14 protein-coding genes and 2 pseudogenes are annotated in these 23,842 nt (G+C 39.2%); 8 read left to right on the plus strand and 8 right to left on the minus strand.

Going from position 1 to position 23,842, the window contains the following annotated elements; genetic code table 11:
• The first annotated feature begins 43 nt into the window (after positions 1–43).
• Both AC0KTX_RS04730 and metH read left to right on the plus strand, forming a co-directional pair.
• The gene (locus AC0KTX_RS04730; RefSeq protein WP_474251087.1) at positions 44–1,903 is read left to right on the plus strand and encodes a bifunctional homocysteine S-methyltransferase/methylenetetrahydrofolate reductase; all 1,860 of its coding nucleotides are present in this window, start codon (positions 44–46) and stop codon (positions 1,901–1,903) included.
• Positions 1,896–5,318 carry a methionine synthase gene (gene metH, locus AC0KTX_RS04735; RefSeq protein WP_474251088.1) on the plus strand — a complete coding sequence of 1,141 codons (3,423 nt, stop codon included), beginning with the start codon at positions 1,896–1,898 and terminating at the stop codon, positions 5,316–5,318. The genes AC0KTX_RS04730 and metH overlap by 8 nt, the downstream gene beginning before the upstream one ends.
• A gap of 146 nt (positions 5,319–5,464) precedes the next feature.
• On the opposite strand, the pseudogene AC0KTX_RS04740 reads toward metH, so the two are convergent.
• Both AC0KTX_RS04740 and AC0KTX_RS04745 read right to left on the minus strand, forming a co-directional pair.
• A pseudogene (locus AC0KTX_RS04740) lies at positions 5,465–5,676 on the minus strand (transposase); the annotation flags it as partial.
• Positions 5,677–5,679: 3 nt separating this feature from the next.
• A pseudogene (locus tag AC0KTX_RS04745) lies at positions 5,680–6,133 on the minus strand (ATP-binding cassette domain-containing protein); the annotation flags it as partial.
• A gap of 144 nt (positions 6,134–6,277) precedes the next feature.
• Here AC0KTX_RS04745 and AC0KTX_RS04750 point away from each other — a divergent pair.
• The 4 genes from AC0KTX_RS04750 to AC0KTX_RS04765 all read left to right on the plus strand — a co-directional run bounded on the left by AC0KTX_RS04750 (position 6,278) and on the right by AC0KTX_RS04765 (position 10,878).
• A complete protein-coding gene (locus tag AC0KTX_RS04750) occupies positions 6,278–6,406 on the plus strand; it encodes a huazacin family RiPP peptide (protein ID WP_158640141.1) in 129 nt (42 codons plus the stop codon).
• 73 nt (positions 6,407–6,479) lie between these two features.
• The gene (locus AC0KTX_RS04755; protein ID WP_474251089.1) at positions 6,480–7,940 is read left to right on the plus strand and encodes a radical SAM protein; all 1,461 of its coding nucleotides are present in this window, start codon (positions 6,480–6,482) and stop codon (positions 7,938–7,940) included.
• Positions 7,941–7,953: 13 nt separating this feature from the next.
• On the plus strand, positions 7,954–9,192 hold the full coding sequence (locus AC0KTX_RS04760; protein WP_474251090.1) for a radical SAM protein: 1,239 nt from the start codon (positions 7,954–7,956) through the stop codon (positions 9,190–9,192).
• A 15-nt stretch (positions 9,193–9,207) separates the two neighbouring features.
• Positions 9,208–10,878: an ABC transporter ATP-binding protein gene (locus AC0KTX_RS04765; RefSeq protein ID WP_474251091.1), complete on the plus strand. Its 1,671-nt coding sequence runs from the start codon at positions 9,208–9,210 to the stop codon at positions 10,876–10,878.
• Between the two features lie 199 nt (positions 10,879–11,077).
• On the opposite strand, the gene AC0KTX_RS04770 is transcribed toward AC0KTX_RS04765, so the two are convergent.
• Positions 11,078–11,410, minus strand: a complete 333-nt coding sequence (locus AC0KTX_RS04770) for a GH36 C-terminal domain-containing protein (RefSeq protein ID WP_474251092.1) — start codon at positions 11,408–11,410, stop codon at positions 11,078–11,080.
• A gap of 464 nt (positions 11,411–11,874) precedes the next feature.
• Here AC0KTX_RS04770 and AC0KTX_RS04775 point away from each other — a divergent pair, with 464 nt between their 5' ends.
• Positions 11,875–12,744, plus strand: coding sequence for an SDR family oxidoreductase (locus AC0KTX_RS04775; protein ID WP_474251093.1), 870 nt, complete (start codon positions 11,875–11,877; stop codon positions 12,742–12,744).
• 308 nt (positions 12,745–13,052) lie between these two features.
• Here AC0KTX_RS04775 and AC0KTX_RS04780 read toward each other — a convergent pair whose 3' ends face one another.
• On the minus strand, positions 13,053–18,449 hold the full coding sequence (locus AC0KTX_RS04780) for a lamin tail domain-containing metallophosphoesterase family protein (RefSeq protein WP_474251094.1): 5,397 nt from the start codon (positions 18,447–18,449) through the stop codon (positions 13,053–13,055).
• 172 nt (positions 18,450–18,621) lie between these two features.
• Here AC0KTX_RS04780 and AC0KTX_RS04785 point away from each other — a divergent pair, with 172 nt between their 5' ends.
• A complete protein-coding gene (locus AC0KTX_RS04785; RefSeq protein WP_474251095.1) occupies positions 18,622–19,677 on the plus strand; it encodes a lactonase family protein in 1,056 nt (351 codons plus the stop codon).
• A gap of 329 nt (positions 19,678–20,006) precedes the next feature.
• Here AC0KTX_RS04785 and AC0KTX_RS04790 read toward each other — a convergent pair whose 3' ends face one another.
• From AC0KTX_RS04790 to AC0KTX_RS04805, 4 genes are all read right to left on the minus strand, one after another.
• Positions 20,007–20,630, minus strand: a complete 624-nt coding sequence (locus tag AC0KTX_RS04790; RefSeq protein WP_474251096.1) for a polysaccharide deacetylase family protein — start codon at positions 20,628–20,630, stop codon at positions 20,007–20,009.
• A gap of 24 nt (positions 20,631–20,654) precedes the next feature.
• Positions 20,655–21,551, minus strand: a complete 897-nt coding sequence (locus AC0KTX_RS04795) for a carbohydrate ABC transporter permease (protein ID WP_474251097.1) — start codon at positions 21,549–21,551, stop codon at positions 20,655–20,657.
• 14 nt (positions 21,552–21,565) lie between these two features.
• Entirely contained in the window at positions 21,566–22,444 is an 879-nt protein-coding gene (locus AC0KTX_RS04800) for a carbohydrate ABC transporter permease (RefSeq protein WP_474251098.1), read from the minus strand.
• Between the two features lie 64 nt (positions 22,445–22,508).
• Entirely contained in the window at positions 22,509–23,825 is a 1,317-nt protein-coding gene (locus tag AC0KTX_RS04805; RefSeq protein ID WP_474251115.1) for an ABC transporter substrate-binding protein, read from the minus strand.
• Positions 23,826–23,842 lie beyond the last annotated feature (17 nt).

Raw genomic sequence — 23,842 nt, forward strand, 5'->3', positions numbered from 1 at the left:
CACCTCCTTCTGCGATTGATTTCATGATTGGAGGAACTTTTTTATGGGGCTTTTGCAAGATTTAAAACATCATATATTAATTGCTGATGGAGCAATGGGGACTCTTCTGTATTCTTATGGTATTGACCGATGTTTTGATGAACTGAATCTCTCCAAACCGGACGAAATTAAACAAATTCATACAACTTATATTGAAGCTGGCGCGCGTGTCATTCAAACAAATACATACAGCGCCAATCTATTAAAGCTTTCAAGATACGGTTTGGAAGATGAAATGCAGCAGATCAATCAAAAAGGTGTCGAACTTGCGAAAGAAGCGGCAAAAAATGCAACTGACAAAACTTATGTCATTGGAACAATCGGCGGCATCCGCTCTTTTCAAAAAAGCGCCTATTCTTTACCGGATATTACAAAGAGCTTTCAAGATCAACTTTATGTCCTTTTATCTGAAGAGATAGACGGCCTTATTTTGGAAACTTATTACGATCTGGAAGAACTGAAAACCGTTTTGCAAATAGCGAGAAAAGAGACGGATTTGCCGATCATTACAAACGTTTCATTGCACGAAGAGGGGGTTTTTCAAAACGGGACAAGACTAGCAGACGGCTTAAAAATGCTTGAAGAACTTGGAGCTGATATAGTCGGGCTCAATTGCCGGTTAGGCCCTTATCATATGCTGAAATCGTTGGAAGAAGTACCGATTCCGGAAAAAGCTTTTTTATCCGCTTTTCCAAACGGCAGCTTGCCGAGTTATGAAAATGGAAGATTAGTTTATGAATCGGATGAACACTATTTCTTTGAAGCAGCTCTGCAATTCCGAGAGCAAGGCGTCCGGCTGCTTGGCGGTTGCTGCGGCACAGCGCCAAAACATATTCGGGCAATGGCTGAAGCGGTGTCGCACCTTTCTCCGGTGGCGGAAAAAAAAGTAAAACAACCTGATGTCGATATTATTCTTTCCCCTGCAAAACCGCTTGCGGAAACAAAACTTCCGGAGATTGTAAAAGAAAGACGATCTGTTATTGTTGAATTAGATCCGCCCAAAACGCTCGGCATTGATAAATTTTTAATGGGAGCAAAAGCTTTGAAAAAAGCCGGTATTGACGCGATTACGCTGGCAGATAATTCCCTTGCCACGCCAAGAATCAGCAATCTGGCATGCGCCCAAATTTTAAAAAGCCGTTATCGAATCAGACCGCTCGTTCATTTGACTTGCCGAGACAGAAACCTGATCGGCCTGCAATCTCATCTGATGGGCTTGCACACACTCGGTTTGCATGATATTTTAGCGGTTACCGGCGATCCGTCCAAAATCGGCGATTTTCCTGGTGCAACCTCTGTTTTTGATTTATCATCGTTCGATTTAATCAGTTTAATTAAACAATTTAATGAGGGACTGTCCTATTCCGGAAAGTCTCTTGGGGAAAAGACGAACTTTACCGTCGCCGCCGCTTTTAATCCGAATGTACGCCATCTTGAACGCGCCGTTTCGAGACTTGAGAAAAAAATCAGCTGCGGGGCCGATTATTTCATTACACAGCCTGTCTACTCCGAAAAACTGATTGAAGACATTTTTGAGGCGACAAAACATTTAAATGTACCGATTTATCTAGGCATTATGCCGCTCACAAGCAGCCGCAACGCCGAATTTATCCATAACGAGGTGCCCGGCATCAAACTGTCTGATTCGATTCGCGAAACGATGAAAAAGGCCGGGGATGATCAAGAAAAAGCGAAACAGGAAGGGCTGTCAATCGCAAAATCGCTCATTGACACAGCTTTCGATCTGTTTAACGGCATTTATTTAATCACGCCATTTTTACACTATGAAATGACGGTTGAACTGATCGAATACATCCACGAAAAAGAAAAGGCGAAACGTGAAAGGAAGATTTCCCATGTATAACTTGAAAGAACAACTGGAGAAAAAAATCCTCATCCTTGATGGGGCCATGGGAACAATGATTCAGGCTGCCGGTTTATCGGCCGAAGATTTTGGCGGCGAAGAGTATGAAGGATGCAACGAATATTTAAACATTACTTCCCCTGAAACAATTGTCGGCATCCATGAAGCGTACCTTGAAGCTGGCGCCGACATTATCGAAACAAATACGTTCGGCGGCACAAGCATTGTCCTCGACGAATACAACTTAGGGCACCTCGCTTTTGAGATAAACAAAAAAGCAGCGGAGCTTGCAAAACGTGCGGCAGAAAAATATTCAACACCGGATTGGCCTCGTTTTGTGGCAGGATCAATGGGGCCAACGACTAAAACGCTCTCCGTTACAGGCGGCGTCACATTTCAACAATTGGCAGAAGCTTATCAAGTCCAAGCGGAAGCGTTGTTAGAGGGGGGCGTTGATGTACTTCTCCTTGAAACAAGCCAAGATATGCTCAATGTTAAAGCAGGTTATTTAGGAATTCAACGAGCTTTTCAAAAGCTCAAGAAAGAAGTGCCGATCATGCTGTCCGGAACGATAGAACCGATGGGAACAACTCTTGCCGGTCAAGATATTGAAGCTTTTTACATTTCAGCTGAACATATGAATCCAATTGCAGTCGGCTTAAATTGTGCGACAGGGCCGGAATTCATGACTGACCACATCCGCACATTGTCAGAAATCGCCAATACCGCTGTCAGCTGTTATCCGAATGCCGGACTGCCTGATGAAGAAGGTCGCTACCATGAATCACCGAAATCTTTAGCCAAAAAAATAAGAGGGTTTGCGGAAAGAGGCTGGCTTAATATGGTCGGCGGCTGCTGCGGAACGACACCCGACCATATTCGCGCAATAAAGGAAGAAATGAAAGGCTTGAAACCGAGAACGATTATAAAAAAACAAAACCAACATACTGTTTCCGGGATCGAACCGCTTCGCTACGATGAATCAATGCGCCCGCTGTTTGTCGGTGAACGCACAAACGTCATCGGTTCGCGCAAATTTAAGCGCCTCATTGCGGAAGGAAAATTTGAAGAGGCGGCGGAAATCGCCCGCGCCCAAGTGAAAAACGGCGCCCACGTTATCGATGTCTGTCTCGCCGATCCGGATCGCAACGAACTCGAAGACATGGAAAACTTCATCCGCGAAGTGGTGAAAAAAGTAAAAGCACCGCTTGTCATTGACTCGACCGACGTCAATGTCATCAGAAAAGCGCTCGAATACTCACAAGGGAAAGCGATCATCAACTCGATCAATTTAGAGGACGGCTTAGAACGGTTTGAAGAAGTGCTCCCGCTTGTGAAACAATTCGGTGCCGCTGTTGTCGTCGGAACAATCGATGAAGACGGAATGGCTCTGACTGCGGAGCGAAAATTGGAGATTGCCAAGCGGTCTCATGACATTTTAGTTAATCAACACGGTATAAGTCCAAGCGACATTATTTTTGACCCGCTCGTCTTCCCTGTCGGCACAGGAGATGAGCAATATATCGGATCTGCCCAAGAAACGATCGAAGGGATCCGTTTAATTAAAGAACATCTTCCCGGCTGTTTAACCATTCTCGGGATCAGCAATGTTTCCTTTGGGCTTCCGCCGGTCGGCAGGGAAATATTAAACGCCGTTTTTTTATACCATTGCACACAAGCAGGGCTTGATTATGCGATCGTCAATACGGAAAAATTAGAGCGGTACGCTTCGATCCCTGAAGAAGAGCGCAAGCTGGCTGAAAACTTATTATTTGAAACAAATGATCAAACACTCGCAGAATTTACGAACTTTTACCGCGACAAAAAGAAAGAAGAAAAAAAACCGAAAACAGAATTAACCTTGGAAGAACGGCTCGCACAATACGTTGTGGAAGGAACAAAGCAAGGGTTGATCGAAGACTTGCAGCTGGCATTGGAAAAATATGATGATCCGCTCGATATCATCAACGGGCCGTTAATGAAAGGAATGGAAATTGTCGGCGAACTGTTTAACGACAACCAGCTGATTGTTGCTGAAGTGCTTCAAAGTGCGGAAGTGATGAAAGCATCTGTCGCCTTTTTAGAGCCGTATATGGAAAAAAAAGATGACAGCGGCAAAGGGAAAGTCATTTTAGCGACAGTAAAAGGCGATGTCCATGACATCGGCAAAAATTTAGTTGACATTATTCTTTCCAACAACGGCTACCGCGTTGTGGATTTAGGCATTAAAGTGGCACCACAGCAGCTGATTGAAGCGGTCAATGATGAAAAGCCTGATATTATCGGTCTTTCCGGACTGCTCGTCAAATCAGCCCAGCAAATGGTGTTAACAGCACAAGACTTAAAGACAGCCAATATTTCGATTCCGATTTTAGTCGGCGGTGCTGCCTTATCACGCAAATTTACCGATCAAAAAATATCACCGGAATATGACGGCCCTGTGTTATATGCGAAAGATGCGATGGAGGGGTTGTCGCTTGCCAATAAATTGAGGGAAAATCCGGATGCTTTCCTTAAGAAAAAAGCGGTTGCTGTCGAGGAAAAACAGGAAAGAAAGAAAAGCGCCAAACCTGTTATGATCATTGAAAAAAAATCATCTGTGTCCAAACCGACCGTATATCATCCAGCTGACTGCAATCCGCACATTCTTCAAAACATTGACATTGCCCAAATCGTCCCGTATGTGAACATGCAAATGCTTTTGGGGCACCATCTCGGTTTAAAAGGCAATGTCAAGCGGATGCTTCAGGAAAAACAGGAAAAAGCAGTCGAACTCAAAAATGAAATAGATGAATTGCTGCGTTTAGGAAAAGAAAAGGGCTGGTTCCATCCTTCTGCGATTTATCAATTTTTCCCGGCCTATCGGGAAGGAAACTCCATTCACATTTTAGATCCGGCTGCAAAAGATAAAGTCATCGAAACGTTTACATTTCCTCGGCAGGAAAAGCCGCCGTTTTTATGCATTGCCGACTATGTGAGCGAACGGTCAAGTGAAACACCGCACGATTATATTGCCCTATTTGCCGTAACTGCCGGAAAAGACATTCGCAACATCGCCATGCAGTTTAAAAAAAGCGGTCAATTTTTCCGGAGCCATGCAATTCAAGCATTGGCGCTGGAGCTGGCAGAAGGTCTTGCCGAGCGAACGCACCAGCTGATCCGCGACCGATGGGGCTTTCCTGATCCGCTTGACTTCACAATGCAGGAACGGTTTGCGGCAAAATATCAAGGTCAGCGCTATTCGTTTGGCTATCCGGCTTGTCCAGACTTAGAAGATCAAGCGAAGCTGTTTAAGCTGTTAAAGCCTGAAAAAATCGGCATCCAGCTGACGGAAGGCTTTATGATGGAGCCGGAAGCATCCGTCTCTGCCTTCGTCGTCTCACACCCTGAAGCACGATATTTTAATGTCCTTTAATATTTCGTCTCGCCGTTAAGGGCAAGCTATTTTCGGATGCATATGGGGCTGTCTCAAAAGGTCGTCAAACCGACCTTTTGGGGACAGCCTGTTTCTTTTCTTTACTATTTGGTTATTTATTCCTTTTTTAAAACGAGAATTTCTCCTTATTTCTGAATTTTCTCCCGTTTTTTCTTTGTTGGATCGGTTGTGGCCGCCCACTTTCTCAAATTGTGGCAGCACAAATAAGCCCCCATTCCAATGTAATTTTTGGGAGCCCTCTTAACAAAAAGCGCTGAAATTGCTGGTTGTGCTTGATTTGCCCAAACACCGGCTCGTTTTCGATTTGTCGTTTTCGGAACGTCGCGGCCCCTTCTTCCTCTTTTTTCGCAAACACCCGTACATTCACGCCGTCTCCCTCTTCGAGAAGCTGAATCACTTCATTTTCCGCCATGATGGTATCCAATTCATTCGGCGAGACACGATATTCCCATACATATCTTTCCGCATGGGCTTTCAGCTCGGCTGGCGTTCCTTCAAATAGGACGTTTCCACTTTTTATAACCACCGATCTTTGTCCATAAAAACTCAATATCTTCAACAATATGCGACGAAATGATGACGATATGCTCCAAACCAAGGTTTTTTAGCAAATTGCGGAAGCGAATCCGCTCTTCAATGTCCAATCCCGCTGTCGGTTCATCAAAAATTAAGATCGACGGCTTTCTCATTAACAGCTGTGCGATTCCCACCAGTTTTCTCATTCCGCCGGATAATTCCATCATTTTCTTGTTTTCATGCCCTGTCAGATTGACCTTTTTAATAGCCTCCCATATAGTTAGAAAATTCAAAAATATGTAAAATTTTTTTTGTAAATTAATGGAGTTCATCATTTATAATTTTTTGTAGAGAGGCCTCTTCACTTTCTTCCCTAAGATGGTTGCAACAGGGTTAACGTTAAAATAGAAAGGAGGATGACAATGGCAACCTTATTCTGTCAGGTGAAATGCATCGCAACATGCGGTGCTGCATGTGCAGCTGACACAGTCTCACCGATCGCAGACGTATTAGGGTTTGCAGCAGGGGAAGCACGCTTCTTTAAAGCTTAATATCTTAATAGGCCAAGAGCCATGACGCATTTTGTGGCTCTTGGTACTTTTAAATAAGTGAGGAGGAAGTGAAATGATTAAATTTTTAACTGAACCATTATTATTTGATACCGAAAAAGGTAATTATTGCTATGACAACAGTACGAGAATAGTTATTCCAGTAAATAAATCAGAAAAAAACTTTTTGTCGGAAATTAAGATAGGTGACACCATTCATGAAGAAGACTTCAAAAAAAATAATCTAAATGAATTGCTTCATAAAATTGTAAAATATAACCTCTTTCAATCAGATTTTCAATTGCCAAAAATCACTGAACAATTTATTAAAGAAAAATTACTGACAGAGGGAATATCGCATCTATGCTTAATTGTTACCGATGCTTGCAATTTCAGATGCAAATATTGTATTTACTCTGATCATTATTTTTACTCAAAGAATTTTTCAAATAAACGTATGGATTTTCAAACCGCAAAATCCGCTATTGATTACTATATGAATGTAAATATTAAAAGTATCCAATACAACCCCAATTTAAGTATATCCATTGGATTTTATGGGGGAGAGCCTTTAATAAACTGGAAACTTATAAAACAGGTTGTTGAGTACACCAACGATAATTACAAAAAGGTATTTGACAATATTTTCTTTTCAATAACAACCAATGCATATTTATTAACTGAAGACAAAATCAATTATATGTTTGATAAAAATTTTTCTATTTCTGTAAGTTTAGACGGTGATAAGGAAAATCATGATAGAAACCGGGTTACAATCAATGAAAAGGGAACGTTTGACAGAGTTTTTAAAAATCTGGCTTTAATGGATGATATATATCGGGAAAAAGTGAGACTAAATAAACCGGTACTACCTTATGGAATATTAATAACTTATGATAATTTAACAAATTTTAGTAAATTAGATAAATACTTTATGGAGCATCCTGAACTGGATAAGCGGATTCAGCGAGTAAACAGGGTAAGTAATATAAATACTGAGTACTATAAAGGTGTCCAGTTGGAGCAATCCTATTTAGAAAGAAGAAAAGATTTTATCAAAGGACTCATTGAAAGAGCGAAAGATAAACAGTTTGAAAAGAAAGCAACTAACTTTTCCAAAACAATTCTTAAAAGCATCATCTTCGATCCTATGATGAATACTGCTTATAGCAATAATGAGTTAAGAGGTACTTGCCTGCCTGGAATCCATAAATTGGCTGTAGATAGTGATGGAAATTTTCATATGTGCGAAAAAATTAATCCTCATTATCCTGTTGGAAATATAGAAACCGGCTTGGATCCAACTAAGCAAGCTAATTACATGAATAATTTTTTCTCTGCTTTAGCAGGATGCAAAAATTGTAATTTAAATAATATTTGCAACATTTGCTATGTAATAACTGAAACTGACGGACAAGGATTTCAATTAAAAGACACTTTTTGCAAAAACTTTAGAGAAGGAATTATAAATTCTTTCTCTACATACTACTCTATTTTAGAAAATAATCCGGGAATATTTCAAGAGATTAGAGAATAAGGAGAGGAAACGTATGAACTTTAAACTTCATCCGGAAGTCATATTTTTGAAGGGAAATGAAGGGGCGGTACTTTATCACTTAATAAGCGGAAAGAAATTTCAATTTAATAAAACTGATGCCGAAGCTATAGAATCATTAAATAATAACGAACAGGATAAAGAAAACATTCCTGATAAATTAATAGATTATTTATTGGAACATGATTTAGGTGCTTATTATCGTGATGGTGTATACTTGGAAAAAATAAAAACAAGTAGAATTGCTACATTAAAATACGATAAATTAATCCCTTTTAGACTAAATCGATTGGTAATTGAGTTAACCGGGACGTGTAATTTAAAGTGTTTATTTTGTACCGAAGAAAATGTAATCTACAGATCATGCGGATGTAAAAAATGGCCGGCCAAAGAAGAGATGAATTTCAATGAGTGGAAGCATATAATTGATCAAAGCATAAAACTAGGGATACAGGAATGCTTTATAACAGGAGGAGAACCATTTTTAAAATGGCATTTATTAAAAGAACTGCTAAATTATCTTTTTAAACACAAAATCAACGTTACCATTTTTACAAATGGCACTTTAATAAATAACGATATTGGCCTGTTCTTAAAAGATCAAAATGTTTCATTAGCTTTGCAAATTTTCAGTTCCAAAAATAAACAATATGAAAAAATCACCCAAGTTGACGGCTCTTTTGAACGTATTCAGGAAACTTTTAGAATAATTGATACACACAAAATACCACATACTGTTTCAATAATAGTCTCTTCTTTAGATGATTCTTCTTTTGAAGAGATTCAATCAAAATTTGGAAAGAGAAATTACCAAAATATCTATATATATCCTACAAATAAATATTACTCTATTAGCAGAATAGCTGAAATGATGAACCCTGAAAATAGAGAAATTCCTATCAATTTGAATTCAGTTCCCTATTTAAAAAAATATAACAACTGTTTATACGGCCAAATCTTTATATCCTCTGACGGCAAAATTTATCCTTGCATGATGATAAGGGATTATGAGTTGGGAGATTTAAAAAAAGAGAAACTTTGGGAAGCTTTCCGCAGAAAAGAATACAAAATTTTTTGGGAGATGTCTAAAACGAAAATTCAACATTGTTCAAATTGTGAGAGAAATTTATTTTGCTTTGATTGTCGTGCGCTAGATTATTTTAATTCCAAAAGGATTGATGGAATGGTCTATTGCAATAAAATAGAAAAATCAACGGTTACCTCTACTAACTAAACCGGGGCGATATATATGAACAACAGCGTAAAATTATTGTTTAGCTATTTAAGAGAATTTAAAAAGAGTTTGTCCATAGCTTTTCTTTTATTAGTTGTTCTTTCTGCAATCACTGTACTTCCAGGATTAATCATTAAGAATATTTTTGATTTTGGAATAGCAAAAAAAGATTATCACTATGTTCTTTTATTCAGTGCAATACTTGCATTAATATATGTAATTAAGAGTATGATCAACTATTTTTCCAATGTAGTTTTTACAAAAGTAAGCCAGAATATAGTATTGAATCTTCGGCAAAATATATCAACAAGACTGCTGAAACTGCCTATGGAGTTTTTCAATTTTTACCCCAGCGGATATATTACATCAAGATTAAATGAGGTAAATAATATAGGGGGATTGTTTTCTGCCAACACATTTAAAATTTTGCTAAGTTTTTTTGAACTGTTTGCTACCCTTATTATTCTGGCAGCAATCAATTTCCAATTAACATTAATTTTATGTCTGCTAATGCCTGCATATTACATCATTTCAAACAAATTCTTGTCTTCAATATTTCGTATATCTACTGAAACAGCTGAAAAAAGTGCCGTTTTAAACAACAAAATACAGCAGTCAGTACAGGGTATCGAAGAAGTCAAAAATCTCTCGGTAGAGGATAAGGAAACAGAAAAAATCAATTTAGCAGCTAAAGATCTAGTGGATGCCAATATTAAACAATCAATCTTTTATTCAATTGGTATGGAATTAATTGTTTTGGTTGGTTCACTGTCTTCTGTTTTATTAATCGTTATGGGTGGAAAAGATGTCATAATAAATAGTATGACAATAGGCGGATATATGGTATTTATGAACTATCTTCCCAGACTGTATTCACCAATTCAAAATATATCGGCTACTGTTCTAACGATCCAGCCGGCATTAGTAAGTTTAAAAAGGCTCCATATATTTATTGAACAAATAGGAGAAGACGAGGAACAGAATAAAGTCAAAATAAATGATATTAAGAGCATTGAGTTTAAAGGTGTATCTTTTAGGTATAAAGAAGACCAGCCATATATCTTGAATAATGTAAGTTTTTCGCTAGCCCCTGCTGATAAGCTTTTAATAAAGGGGAAAAATGGAACCGGCAAAACAACAATACTTAGAATATTAATGGGATTATATAACGTGCAAAAAGGAAAAGGACAAGTTCTAATAAATGGAATACCGATTGATGACATAGATAAAAAATCGCTTCGGAAAAACATTGGCATCGTATCGCAAAAAATATATTTATTTAACGATACAATTGAAAACAATATTAAATATGGTGTAGAAAACGTTGATTCGAATACTTATATGGAAGTGCTGAGAACGACTGGTTTAGATGATATTATAGAAAAATTGCCTGATAAAGAAAATACATTAGTTGGGGAAAACGGAAAAAATTTATCAGGAGGCCAAATTCAAAGAATTGCTATTGCCAGAGCCCTTTTAAAAGGGGCAAACATAATTATGTTTGATGAAGCAATTTCTCATATGGATTTTAGCGGTAAAGAAAAGATAAAGAAATTAATTGAAAGCAGCTCATCAAATTCCATTTTTATCATTATAGACCATAGCAATGATTTTGACACAGTATGCAACAAAATCATTCACTTACATGATCATCCACAAGGCGAAGCAACAATCGTTGCCAATTAGCAAAACTCATGACTTCAACCTAAAATCCGTAAATACCGTTCGCATTTTGCAAATTGCCCGGATTTTGTCCACTTTGGGTAATTTAACTCTTCCCCGATCCATGCCCCAGCCTGCGGGAAAAATCCATCACTCCTTCTGGGTGTAAGGGGAAGTATTTGAGGCTCTGATGAAAAAACCGAGGCAGGCGCCCCGGTTTCTATCATTCTTTTGCTTTGAGCTTAAAGAGTTTTGAAGAAAAATCGCCCGATTCATTGACCCCGAAGCGGGCATCAAAGATATCGTTCGTCAGCTGAGTGCCGACGTTCATCAGTTCATCGCCGAAAAATGTGTTTTCGACTCCTTTTCTTTCATATTCAAAATTGCCATTTAACCCTTTTAACAGAATGCGGGAATATCCGTGATTTGTTTTTGCCATCACTAGATAGTAACCTACAAGCGCTTCTTTTTGATCTTCTGAAACATCCATACAAGCCGTCACATTTCCGTCCCCGTCAAATGGGCTTATTAAAAAAATATTCCTTTTTGAATCCATTTGCGATGATCTTTATTCGATATAATCTCGCGATATTAGTTGAAAAAGAATATATAAAATGATGAGATTCATCGAAAAAATAAGTATATCTTTTAAGATACTCAATAAAAATAATGTCTTTCCTTCTAAATATTTATCAGGAATCAGTTTTATATTCTCCGATTTATTTCTCCATCTTATCATTAATTTCCATTTAAGCCGCTTTATTATTAACATTTCATCACCCAAAAGCCATTTTGTTATTACCGGTTCGCTTTTCCAATTGTCATATCAAATAATCTCCATTTTATTTTATAACCAAATACTGTTATTATACCTAAATATAACCTTAAAAAAGATTATTGTATCAATGTTTTTTTGAAAAATCATTTTTTTCTAAAAATATACTGTTAATCAATTTCTGTTTATTATCCCGGCAACTTCCCATACTAACTATATACTTACTTGTTTTAGGAGGAGTTTCTATGGTTCAACCGCAAAATTTGATACACTCTTTGCCGCCTCAGCAGCAAAATGTGCAGCCGGGGATTGAATCGTTTATGAATCCAAGACCGATCTTCGATGATCCTTCTTATCAAGGCAGCGGAAAGCTTAAAGGAAAGACAGCGATCATTACCGGCGGCGACAGCGGCATCGGGAGGGCGGTTGCGGTGCTGTTTGCCAAAGAAGGTGCCGATGTGGCCATCATTTACTTAAATGAGCATGAAGACGCAAAGGAAACGAAAGGCTATGTTGAACAACTCGGGCGCAAATGTCATTTAATAGCCGGCGATCTCGGCGACGAAGCATTTTGCCAGCAAGCGGTGAAGAAAGCAAAAGATCAATTTGGAAAAGTGGATATTTTGGTGAACAATGCAGCCGAGCAGCATCCGCAGAAAGGAATTGAATTCATTACAGCAGAACAGCTGGAACGAACGTTTCGAACCAATATTTTTTCGTTCTTTTTCATGACAAAAGCAGTTCTTCCCTATATGCAGCAAGGAAGCGTCATCATTAATACGACGTCTGTCACAGCTTATCAAGGCAATGAGCAGCTCATTGATTATTCGGCAACAAAAGGCGCCATTGTGTCATTTACCCGTTCTCTTGCTTTATCATTGGCTCCTAAAGGCATTCGTGTCAACGGCGTCGCTCCGGGACCCATTTGGACACCGCTAATTCCCTCTACATTTGACAGCCAAGAAGTCGCTTCATTCGGTGCCGATACAAAGCTGAAGCGCCCGGGGCAGCCGGTTGAAGTTGCACCTGCTTATGTGTATTTAGCTAGCGGCGATTCTACTTATATGACAGGGCAAATTCTTCACGTAAACGGCGGCACGATTGTAAACGGATGATATTGATTCTTTGTATGGAAATTTTAAAAAGTTGAACGTTGATATTTCAGCATTTTTCTTATTATCAGGATTTAGTCCTGAATTTTTTGTAAAAAGGAAGCGGTTTGATTGGCCGGAGTCTAAGTTCGCTGAGCTGGAAGTGTGATTTTACATAATAATTATCAGAATGAGAAAGATTTTTAATTACGTGGGTAAATTGCGGAAAAAAAGAGAAGGGCTATTTTTTTCCCTTCTCTTTTATAATATTTCAATGGATAAAATTCAGAAAGAAACATCCAAAACATGTGGGCTTTGGGGGTTTGGCTATTTTATTTGTAAATAGCTTGCCGCTGACGAATCTTTAACATCATCCCCATTGCTATTAGCAGCATGCCCAACAACAGCCAGCGATACATGTTTGCTGCTGTATCCGGAAGTGATGCCGAAGCTTGATTCTCACTCACCTGTTCAAAATTCGTTCCATCCGTACCAGAAGGATTATTTGTGCCGCCTGATCCGCCGATATTGTTTTCGCTGCCATTCTCTTCTTCGTTACCCGAATGATCTTGATCCTCTTCTTTGCCTCCGCTCTCGGAAGGTGTTTTATTGTCTTTGCCGCCGTTGTCCCCATTGTCTCTTTCCGGATCTTGTCCGCCTGCTCCCGGATCAGAAGGATTAGGAATAATTTCTCCTTCTTTTGTTTGGAAAGACCAGATCGGTGAGCGCGTTTTGCCGCCAAATTGATCTTCCGCTTCCGTGTACCAATAGTAAACTTGGTTTGGCTCTAAATCATGCCACATGACAGAGGCCACTTCGCCGCTCGGAACGTTTTCGACTTTGCCGATCAAGTTGTCGGTATAGACGTTGACAACAAAAGAATCAGTCGCTACTTTTTTCTCTTGCGGCTCTAAATCGGTTTCAATGATAAACTCATCTTTTCCTGGATACTGATCCGGTTCGTAAAAATTGTAGTCGTCTAAATAAGGCGAATATGTTTTCACATAAATTTGGTTCGTATCTGTATTGAAATGCAGCAAACGGATGTAGCCTTGGCCGCCCTCTGGACCGCCTTGATAATCCGCAAGTATTTGATAAACTTTTCGATCAGGCGCTCCATCCCCGTCATCGTCAATCTCATCGACTAATGTCTCGCTGTCATGATAATGTCCGCATAATACCGCCATCACATTTTTGTTCGGTTTCACCACTTTTTCAAAAATTTGATTCCCAATCGGGCTGCGGTTTCCGCTGACAAGCAAATATTCATGGAATGCTAAAATTGCTTTCCGATCCGGATACTTTTCAAGAACCGAATTCATCCAGTCCAAATCTTCATCTGTAATGCCCCAGCCCATATACACCATGATGTAATCATTTCCGTTCGCCGAAATTAAATCATAGTGGCCGCGGTTGTTTTGATAAGACCCTCCATAATAGTCACGACCTGCAAACCGATTTTCGCCGAAATATTGATAATAATTGTTGTAGTTTCCGTCTTTATGGCCGACATCGTGATTGCCGGCTAGAACTCCGTATCTGACTCCTGCATCATCAAGCACTTTCATGGCTTGATCAGCTACAGCCCATTGTTTATGATCATCAGCTTCATCGACTAGATCACCCGTATGAAATACATACTCGATATTAAGATTGTCTTTTTGATCTCGAATCCATTCGACTTGTTTTTGATAAATGTGGGGATAGCTTTCCGAATAATATTGCGTGTCGCTCATCCATACAAACGTATAATCATAATCTGCTGTTTGCGCAATTTGGTCTTGAACGATCACGCTCACCTTTTGGTCTTTCACATAGTCTTTCGCAATTACGCTGCCTTTTAATTGAAAGCTTTCTTCACCGGCAATTTGTGTAGCAACTTCCGCCCATTTATTTTCCGCAACGTTCCAGGCATACATCGTCACTTTTCGTCCCGGCAATGAAGAACCGTTCCAAATAAGTTCTATTTCATCATTTTCATCAACTTTTTGATCAACGGTAACGTTGAATCGATGATACGGAAACTGCTCAGTCGATGTTGTGGCAAGCGCCTCGCCATCTGCATTTTCCAACTTCCCGCGTTCATCTTTCGAAAGAACTTTTTCGCCTTCAACTTGAAATCCTGCAGGCGGTTCTGTATCAGAGGCATTTTGCAAAATATCTACATGTTCTTCATCTGATGCTTTATACTGAAAAGCTTGGAAGAAAGATACATCAAGATCGTCCTTTGTCGGATCCATCACTCTCACGGACAATTTAGCATTTAAAGCGTCCTCATCTGTATCGGAAAAATCAGGTAAGAGCGGATGTTCATCCACTGTATAGAAAGTGACTTCGCTTTTTCCTTCATTGCCTGCCTCATCAATAGCTGTAATGACAAGTTGATGTTTGCCGGGTGCGAGCTGTGCTGATGAAGCGGCAAATGGAAGATCGATATATTGATCATCTAATTTGGCCGTGATCGACCTAATTTTACTCCATTTATCTTGGATTTCAGCATCAATCACGAAAGATCCTTTATATTTTTTTCCTTCTTCAATCGTTGGTTTGATGATTGGCTTTGAGTTATCGACAATAACGGTCGATTTCACTTCATTCCCTTTTTGATCTACTGCTTTCACTTCATGCTCGCCGTCTTCTTCATTTACGCTGTTCCACAAGTAGCCGAGGGATGTAAATTTTTCATCCGGAATATCGAACGTAAATTCGACAACCGGGCTTAATCCGGCACTGTCGCCGACGGAAATCTCCTGTTCGGGATCTTGATGCTCGCTGCTGTATAGCGTCGTGCCGTCAGATAAAACTAAGCGCACATTTTTCACATAAAAATCATCTCGATTTTCTTCAGATGTTTCATCAAACGGACTGACCTTTGTGCCTGCCCTGATCGCAATTGATAAATCTTCCCCGATTTTCAGCCTTTCCGGCGAAACCGGAACCGTAATTGTTGTATATTGATTAATGGTGTCATCGAAAATCCGCAAAATGTCATTACCGATCGTCACACCGTTTTGAAAATAAAGATTCGTTTTCCGAACATCAAAGGCAAAATAAACGTCGGATTCAATTGTACGGAATGTGTTTGTTTGTTTTGTTCCGTCAATGTATAAGGAAAGCTCCTCAGGTGTAAGATCGCCTGTTGCCTTCACAACGGTTTCTTTAGAAACAATTTGCCCGTTTTCTACGTTTAACCGCAAGCCCTGCTTCTTATTTGCACTTTCAATTTGAACCGTAAAATGAGGAGACTCTTGGATATTCGTCCCATCGCCAGCGACAAAATAATACTCAACTATATTTTTCCCAATTAATTCAGGCGAATAAATCGTATGTTCATATAATCTCGAATTATAGTTCTCTTCTAAATTCACTTTCTTAAATGGTTCTTGCGGTTTTGTCCGATAGTATAAAGAAACGGTTTTGATTTCGATATTATCTTTTACTTCCGCTTTGATGAAAATATTATCCGTTTCCATGGCTTTTTCAGCATTTGTTAAATTTTCAATAGTTGGCGCCATTGAATCGGCCGGAACCGTTACTTTCCCTTTCGGAGTCTGTCCGTCTATTACCGATCCGGGTGTTGCCGCCTCCACGCCGGCACTAATTTTTTGCATTATATTGCTTCCATCTGCAGGATATTTGTATAAAATCCCTTTGTCCGCTTTTGTATCATCAACATTTACTTGATCGTTGTAATGAGCAACAGAAATTTCTTTTCCGCTGTTTGTGGCAATTACCAATGATCTCGCACTGCTGTTGGCCATCCCGTTATTATAAATTTTCACAATGTTTTTGTTCTCTTCTAACGAAACACCGTAATGTTTGTTAAAATCTTCAACTGCCAACGAGGCATTCCCTTGATTGATAATCCAAAATACAAGCGTCCCACCTGAAGGAATTTGCAGTGATTGATCATCATTAGGAGGTCCCCAAATGAGATCGGATTCTGCTCCTTCCTGTGGATAGCGATAGCGAATCTTATAATCTTTAAAGTCAATGGTTTGATTAGTATTATTATAAATTTCAATAAATTCATAACCGTCCAATCCGTTTATATTGGCGCTGTCCGGAACTACTTCAGTGATGAGAAGTTTTGGCACTTTTTGATAATCAACATTGGGAGCTTTAAGTTGAACATGGTATTCCTCGGTTTTAACCGTGTTTGTTCCATCTGATGCCTCTATGTAATAGAGGAGTTCGCTTCCCCACATGTCTGCACTGGGAATCGCCGCCGCATATTCATTTTGATTTCCGTTTTCAGCCATTTGAACCGATTTGTATGCTTCATTTTCCGTCAATTTATAAAATAATGTGACATAACGGACTTGTTTATTATCTGTAACTGAAGCTTTTACGGTTAATGGTTCTTCGCTTTTCCATTCTGAAATCGGCTGATGCGTAATGACAGGAGCTTCCTTGTCATCAGGTTCTTCAATGATGACAGGTGTCTTCGGCACTTGCCCTTCGATCAATGCACCCGGATTGGCTTTTTCACTTAAGCCAATTTTTTTCATTGCCGTCCCTTCCGTAAATTGGTAAATAATTCCTTTATCTCTTTCTACATCATCTGCTCCGTCATTATATGCTGCTGCAGATACTAATGAACCGTCCTTGGAATAAACAGCTAATGCCCGGACTCCGCTGTTGGCCATTCCATCAAATGACAAGGCTTGGACTTCATTTTCTTTCAAATCCGTTTCGTAAAATTGATTAAAATCATCCAATCCTAAAGATTGATTAAAACTGTTTTTCACCCAGAGAATGAAAGTTTTTTGCGGAGCTATCACATGATTGCCCGAAAATTGAAAAACTTGATCGGCTTTTGTTGTGCCCGGATATTGATAATGCAGTTCATAATTTCGCAATTCAATCGGCTTGTTGGAATTGTTGTAAAGCTCAATAAATTCATATCCGTCAGCACTTCCGACATTTGACGTATCAGGAGCAAGTTCGGTGATTAAGATTTTCGGGATTTTTTGATAATCCGGTTCCTCATTTTGTTGAATGGCTACTGAAAAGGTTTCAGACGGATTTTTTGGAAGTCTTGCCGTTTCTGTCTCATTTTTCCCTTCAAACCAATAAGTAAAAGCATAAGACCATAAATCGCTTTCTGGTACAGTTGCCGTAAAGGTTGTATCATTTATTTTCTCCATTTTCATGCTTTTCACAAGCATACCCGGTGCTGTACGATAAAACAGTGTCAACTCCGCAACATCTTTTCCTTCCGCATCAATTTTAAGCGGCTGGCCTTTTTGGATGGCTGCCGGCGGCTGATGGATGATTTCCAATGGCTGAACCGATTGTTGTTCAAGCTGGGGGTTAGTTAATGAATTGGCTTCCGGTTCTTGTTTAGAAGTTTCAGGAACTGTATCAGCATTTTCTTGCTGCTTTTGTTCGCTTTCATTAGCCGGGGAAGTTGGATTTTCCCCTTCCTTTGCAGGTTCTTTCACTTCTTCATTTGCTGCATCAAGCTGTCCTTCATCCCTTTTATCCTGTTGAACGTCGTTTTGCTGAGAGTTGTTTTCTTCAACATTTGGCTCGCTGTCCTTTTGATGAAGCGGTTGTTCTTGATTTGGTTTATCCGTTGATTTCGCTTGTTCCTCCATCTGCTGCTCGGAGTCTCCTGCAACTGTTGCTGTTGCATACGTATGTATCGGTGTTAACACGGAAACAAGAACAAGCAAAACAGCGGAGACTCCTGCCAGCATAGAGCGTCTCTTTCTTTTTTTCAAACAAAACTCCCTCCTTAAAAATTTTAAACTGTTACCATTTTAATGTCGAAATATTTAGGGAGTTTAAATTTTTTGTAAATTTTTGTATAATTTCCATTCATTTTAAAAGGGAAAAAGAGAGGGATTTCTATGATATAATTTTGGAAAAGCATATTTGAAAGGAGCATGTTTCGTGGCAAATCCAATCATCGGTTATATCGGTACATATACGAAAGGCAAAAGCAAAGGCATTTACAAATTTACATTGGATCTTGAAAACAAACAGCTTGGTGAGGCGCAAGCTGCGGCAGAACTTGACAATCCGACATATGTCGCCATCTCCGCCGACAATCAAAATTTGTATTCGGTTGTAAAAGACGGAAATTCAGGGGGTCTTGCTGTATTTTCGATTGACCGACAAACAGGCGATCTGCAAAGCATCAACCGCCAAGTGACGGAAGGACCGTCTCCATGCCATGTCAGCGTCAATCAAGCTAACAATCTCGTCGTCACCGCCAATTACCATCGCGGAACAATCGAATCTTACTTATTAAATGAAGACAAAAGCGCAAATCCAGCGGCAAGCGAAGCCAAACATACAGGTTCAGGCCCTCATCCTGAAAGGCAAGAAAAATCGCACGCCCACTATTCGGGGTTTACACCAGATGAAAAATATGTGGTAGCTGTTGATTTAGGAATTGACCAGATTATTACCTATTCATTCGATCAAGGAGTTTTAAAGAAGGTGAGCAGCCTTTCTGTAAAACCAGGAAGCGGCCCGCGCCACATCGTCTTTCATCCGAACGGAAAATTCGCTTACGTGATGACAGAATTAAGCAATGAAGTGATCGTTCTTTCTTATAATGCTGAAGAAGGAAGCTTTCAAGAGCTGCAATACATCCCAACCATTCCGGAAGATTTTACAGCAAACAGCCAAGGCAGCGCCATTCATATTTCTTCCGACGGCAAGTTCGTTTATGCAGCTAACCGCGGCCATGACAGCATCGCTGTTTTCAAGGTGGAAAATGACGGAGGGAAGCTTGAGTTTGTTGAATGGACAAGCACTGGCGGCCATTGGCCAAGAGACTTTGTCCTCGATCCGACAGAAAAATTTGTCATCACCACAAACCAAGAATCAAGCAACGCCGTCTTATTTGAACGCAATCCTGAAACAGGCAAATTGACACGCTTGCCATCCGAAATTTCCGTTCCTGATCCTGTTTGCGTGAAATTTCTTCATCAAAATTAAAATGCCGGAAAATACAGGATCACTTCTTTGCAAGGTATAAAGAAGTGATCCTGTTTTATGAATCAATAATGTAGATTAATAATTTGAGCAAGAGAAAAAGAACCTGTTTTGTACAGCACTTTTTAATGCATACGTTAGCTCATCTATCGCCTTCATTGTTTTATAGATGAAAAAATTGTGCATACGAAACCCTACCATTATGAAAAAAATAATCCCGCATTACACCAAAGCCTTTGTCCTCGTTAATGAAGGCATGAACTCCTTAATGCCAATTTGAAAACCCATTAAATAAGCGGTTGTCTGATATGATCTAGAAAGAAATGCATTTATCAACGATCAGCCAGGCTTAATAACTCGCTCACAGTAATGAGTCGATAACCTTCCGTTTTCAACTCAATGACAAGTTTTCTAACAGCTTCTATCGTTTGCGAACGATCTCCGTATCCATCATGAAAAATAAGGATGCTGCCATTTTTTATATGCTGGCGTGTTTTTGATAATATATAATCGACTCCTGGCTGTTCCCAATCCAACGCATCCGTATTGAGCGCACCGATGATTTTATAACCCAAACGTTCAGTTAAAGAAACAATTTTATCATTATAATCAAAATATGGTGGGCGGAAGGCAGTTGGCTTCATTCCAGTCAAATCCTTAATAATTTGATCAGTACGTCTCATTTCATTTAGACAATCAGTAGTGCTTAACTGAGTTAACTTAATGTGTGAATATGTATGATTTCCTATTTCGTGCAACTCATTCGAAACTGCTTTTACAATTTCGGGGTGTTCAATCATTTTTTGACCAATCATAAAAAACGTTGCTTTTCCGGACACTCCTCTAAAAATCTCTAACACTTTCGGAGTATAAAGAGGATTAGGTCCATCATCGAATGTAATAGCGATAACTTTATGGGACGTATTAACGTGATGAATAATACCTGCAGCTACCATTTTTACTTTCCCCCTAAATAATTTTTATCCCTTTATGGAACCAGCCGCAATTCCTTCAACAATTCGATTGCTTAAAAGCAAAAAGGCGATTAAAATTGGAATGATACTAATCATTAAGCTTGCGCCAATCGAACCCCAATCCGTCAAATACTGGCCGACAAAATTATTAATGCCAACTGTTAACGTTTTCCATTTTTCAGAACTTATAAATGTGTTGACAAACACAAATTCATTCCAATTGTATATCATATTAATGATAATCGTTGTGGCTAAAACTGGCGTTGTCATCGGAAGCGTAATTTGAAAAAATATGCGGTTAATGGAACATCCATCCATAACAGCTGCCTCTTCAATCTCACGCGGAAGCGTCTGATAAAATCCCAGTAAAATCATGATCGTGAGCGGCAAGTTAAAGGCGGTATAGGTCAAAATAATGGATATGGGATTATCCACTAAATTCAACTTTTTGAAAAATCCAAATAATGGGATTAATGTTGAATGAATAGGAATCATTAGTCCGATCATGAATAATCCAAGAATAAGCTTGTTCAGTTTCCAATGCATACGTGTAATTGCGAAAGTTACAAAGCTAGCTAAAATCACTGTAAGCAAAACAGCTGTCAGCGTGTACCAAACACTATTAAAAAAGTAAACGTTAATATTTCCTTGAGTCCAAACTTTCAGATAGTTCCCCCATTGAGGATCTTTTGGCAAAGCAAATGGGGACATTCCAAAAACTTCTTGATTCGTTTTCAGCGAGAAAAAAAACAACCATATTAATGGATATATCTGGAAAATCGCTATTATACTTAATATTAGATATAAGAGGCCAAATCCTATCCGTTTCGCAAAAGAATGGTTGGTTTGGCGTAAGGATAGCAGATTGACTGTTGAATGTTTTTCCGTTTCAACTTTACTCATCTTTTTCCCTCCCTTTAATAATGTACATTGTCATTAGATGCTGTCAGCCTACGGATGAACCACGTCATAACAAGGCAAATGACCAACAGGGCAAATCCAATGGCGCTTCCATATCCAAAATGATACTTTTTGAATGCTTCATTGTACATATAGGAAGCCATCACTTCACTAGCCCCGTTTGGACCACCGCCAGTCATAACATAAATTAAATCAAAATATTTTAATGAACCTACGAGTGCCAGCACTATTGTCACTTTGAATACCCCGGAGATAAGAGGCCATTTTATTTTATAAGCAATTTGCAACGGATTGGCACCATCGATTCTAGCTGCTTCTATGAGCTCCTCGGGAACATTTTTTAATGCTGCATAGTAAATAATGATATAAAAACCGGCATATTGCCAAACAATTGGAACAAATATGGCGTACAACACAATCTTAGGTTCTGATAACCACGCAGGCGGATTGTCAACTCCAAATATTGTAAGAAACTTGTTCATCATACCATTCGTTGGATCAAATATTTTCAACCAAAGTTGCGCAATCGCAACAGAGGATAATAACATTGGGATTAAGTAAATTTTCCGCAGTAAATCGGCACCTTTTATTTTGCTGGCTAATATAAGTGATATAATCAAATAAAAGACTAAGCAAACAGTAGAAAAGATTCCCAACAAAAAGGAGTGGTAAGTGCTGGACCAAAACAAATCATCATGAATTAACCGAATATAATTTTCCAACCCGATAAACTTCATTTTGCCAATGCCGTCCCATTCCATCAACCCATAGTACCCTGTCATGACAATTGGAATAAAAATGAGGAACGTGATAAGGATCAATGAAGGAAGTACATAAAAAGCTATGACAACCTTGTTAGACATCATGTTTTTCATGACTTATGCTCCTTCCTTATAATTAAGAAGGGCATATGAGCCATATACCCTTCCCGATAAATATTTATTTTTCTTCCTCTTTCAGCGCCTGTTCCTGTTTGCGGCAGAATTTTTCCGGGGTGACTTGTTTTCCAAACAAAGCCGTAATCATGTTATGGTGCAGATCTGAAACACTTGGGCTCATTTGAACATCGACATACGTGGTTACATTTGATGCATTGTTTAAATCGTTCAGAACGTCAACGTACATCTGGTGAAGATCCTTGCCTGACGGATCAACTTTTGTTCCCGGAATAACACCAGCTTCCGTAACTGATTTTTCTCCCCATTTTTTCACAAAATAGCTGACAAAATCTTTCGCTTGCTCCTTAACTGGAGATTCTTCAGCAACAAATAAACCTACACCCGGACCGCCGACGTAACTGCTTGTGTCACTTTTTCCGCCTTCATAAACAGGGAATTTGAAATAACCTACCTTATCTTTAAATTCTTGAGAAACATCAGGACTTGTTGTATAGTTTGGCAATTCCCAAGTTGCTGTTAAAAACATTGCCGCTTGCTCGTTCATAAAGTAACCTTTTGCTTCATCATTGGATAAACCTGTATTGCCTTTGACAAACGCTCCCATATCAACGAGTTTTTGAATTTCTTCAGCTGCTTTCACTAATGCCGGATCTTCAAAACTGGCTTTGCGATCGACAGCATTCGTTAAAACATCAGGGCCGCCGATACGGTCAACGAGGTACATCCACCATAACGATCCAGGCCAGCCTTCTTTATTGCCGACTGTGACAGGAACAACGTTATGATCGACAAGCGTTTTGACAATCTTTTTGAAATCTTCATATGTATTTGGTACATCAAGATGATATTTTTTGAATATTTCTTTATTGTAAAACACATATGAAACATTCATTTCAAGCGGTAATGCATAAGTTTTGCCATCCACCGCATATGCTTCTTTTACACCCGGTATAAAAGAATCTTTAAGGCCGCTGCGTTCAATCACATCATCCAACGGAGCAAACATATTCCCTTCAACATACGGTTTTAAAAAACCTTCCGACCAAGTCATGCCAACATCCGGCAATTCATTGGAAGCTGCCAGAACTTTTATCTTATCCCGATATTGGTCAGGCCCTAAAATTTCTGTTTCTATTTTTACATTAGAGTGTTCTTTCTCATAATCTTTAATGATGCTGTCAACAATTTTATACTGTGCATTTGAACTGCCCTCCGGCCACAGATGCATAAATTTGATGACCGTTTTGCCTTCACCTGAATCCTTATTGGACGAACTCGATGATGAAGAACATCCTGCCAACAATACAACGAAAATCAATGCAATCGTCATGAATGTTGAAATCGCTTTCTTATTCAACAATGAAAGTACCTCCT

The sequence above is a fragment of the Aeribacillus sp. JST-2 genome (genome assembly GCF_056032925.1).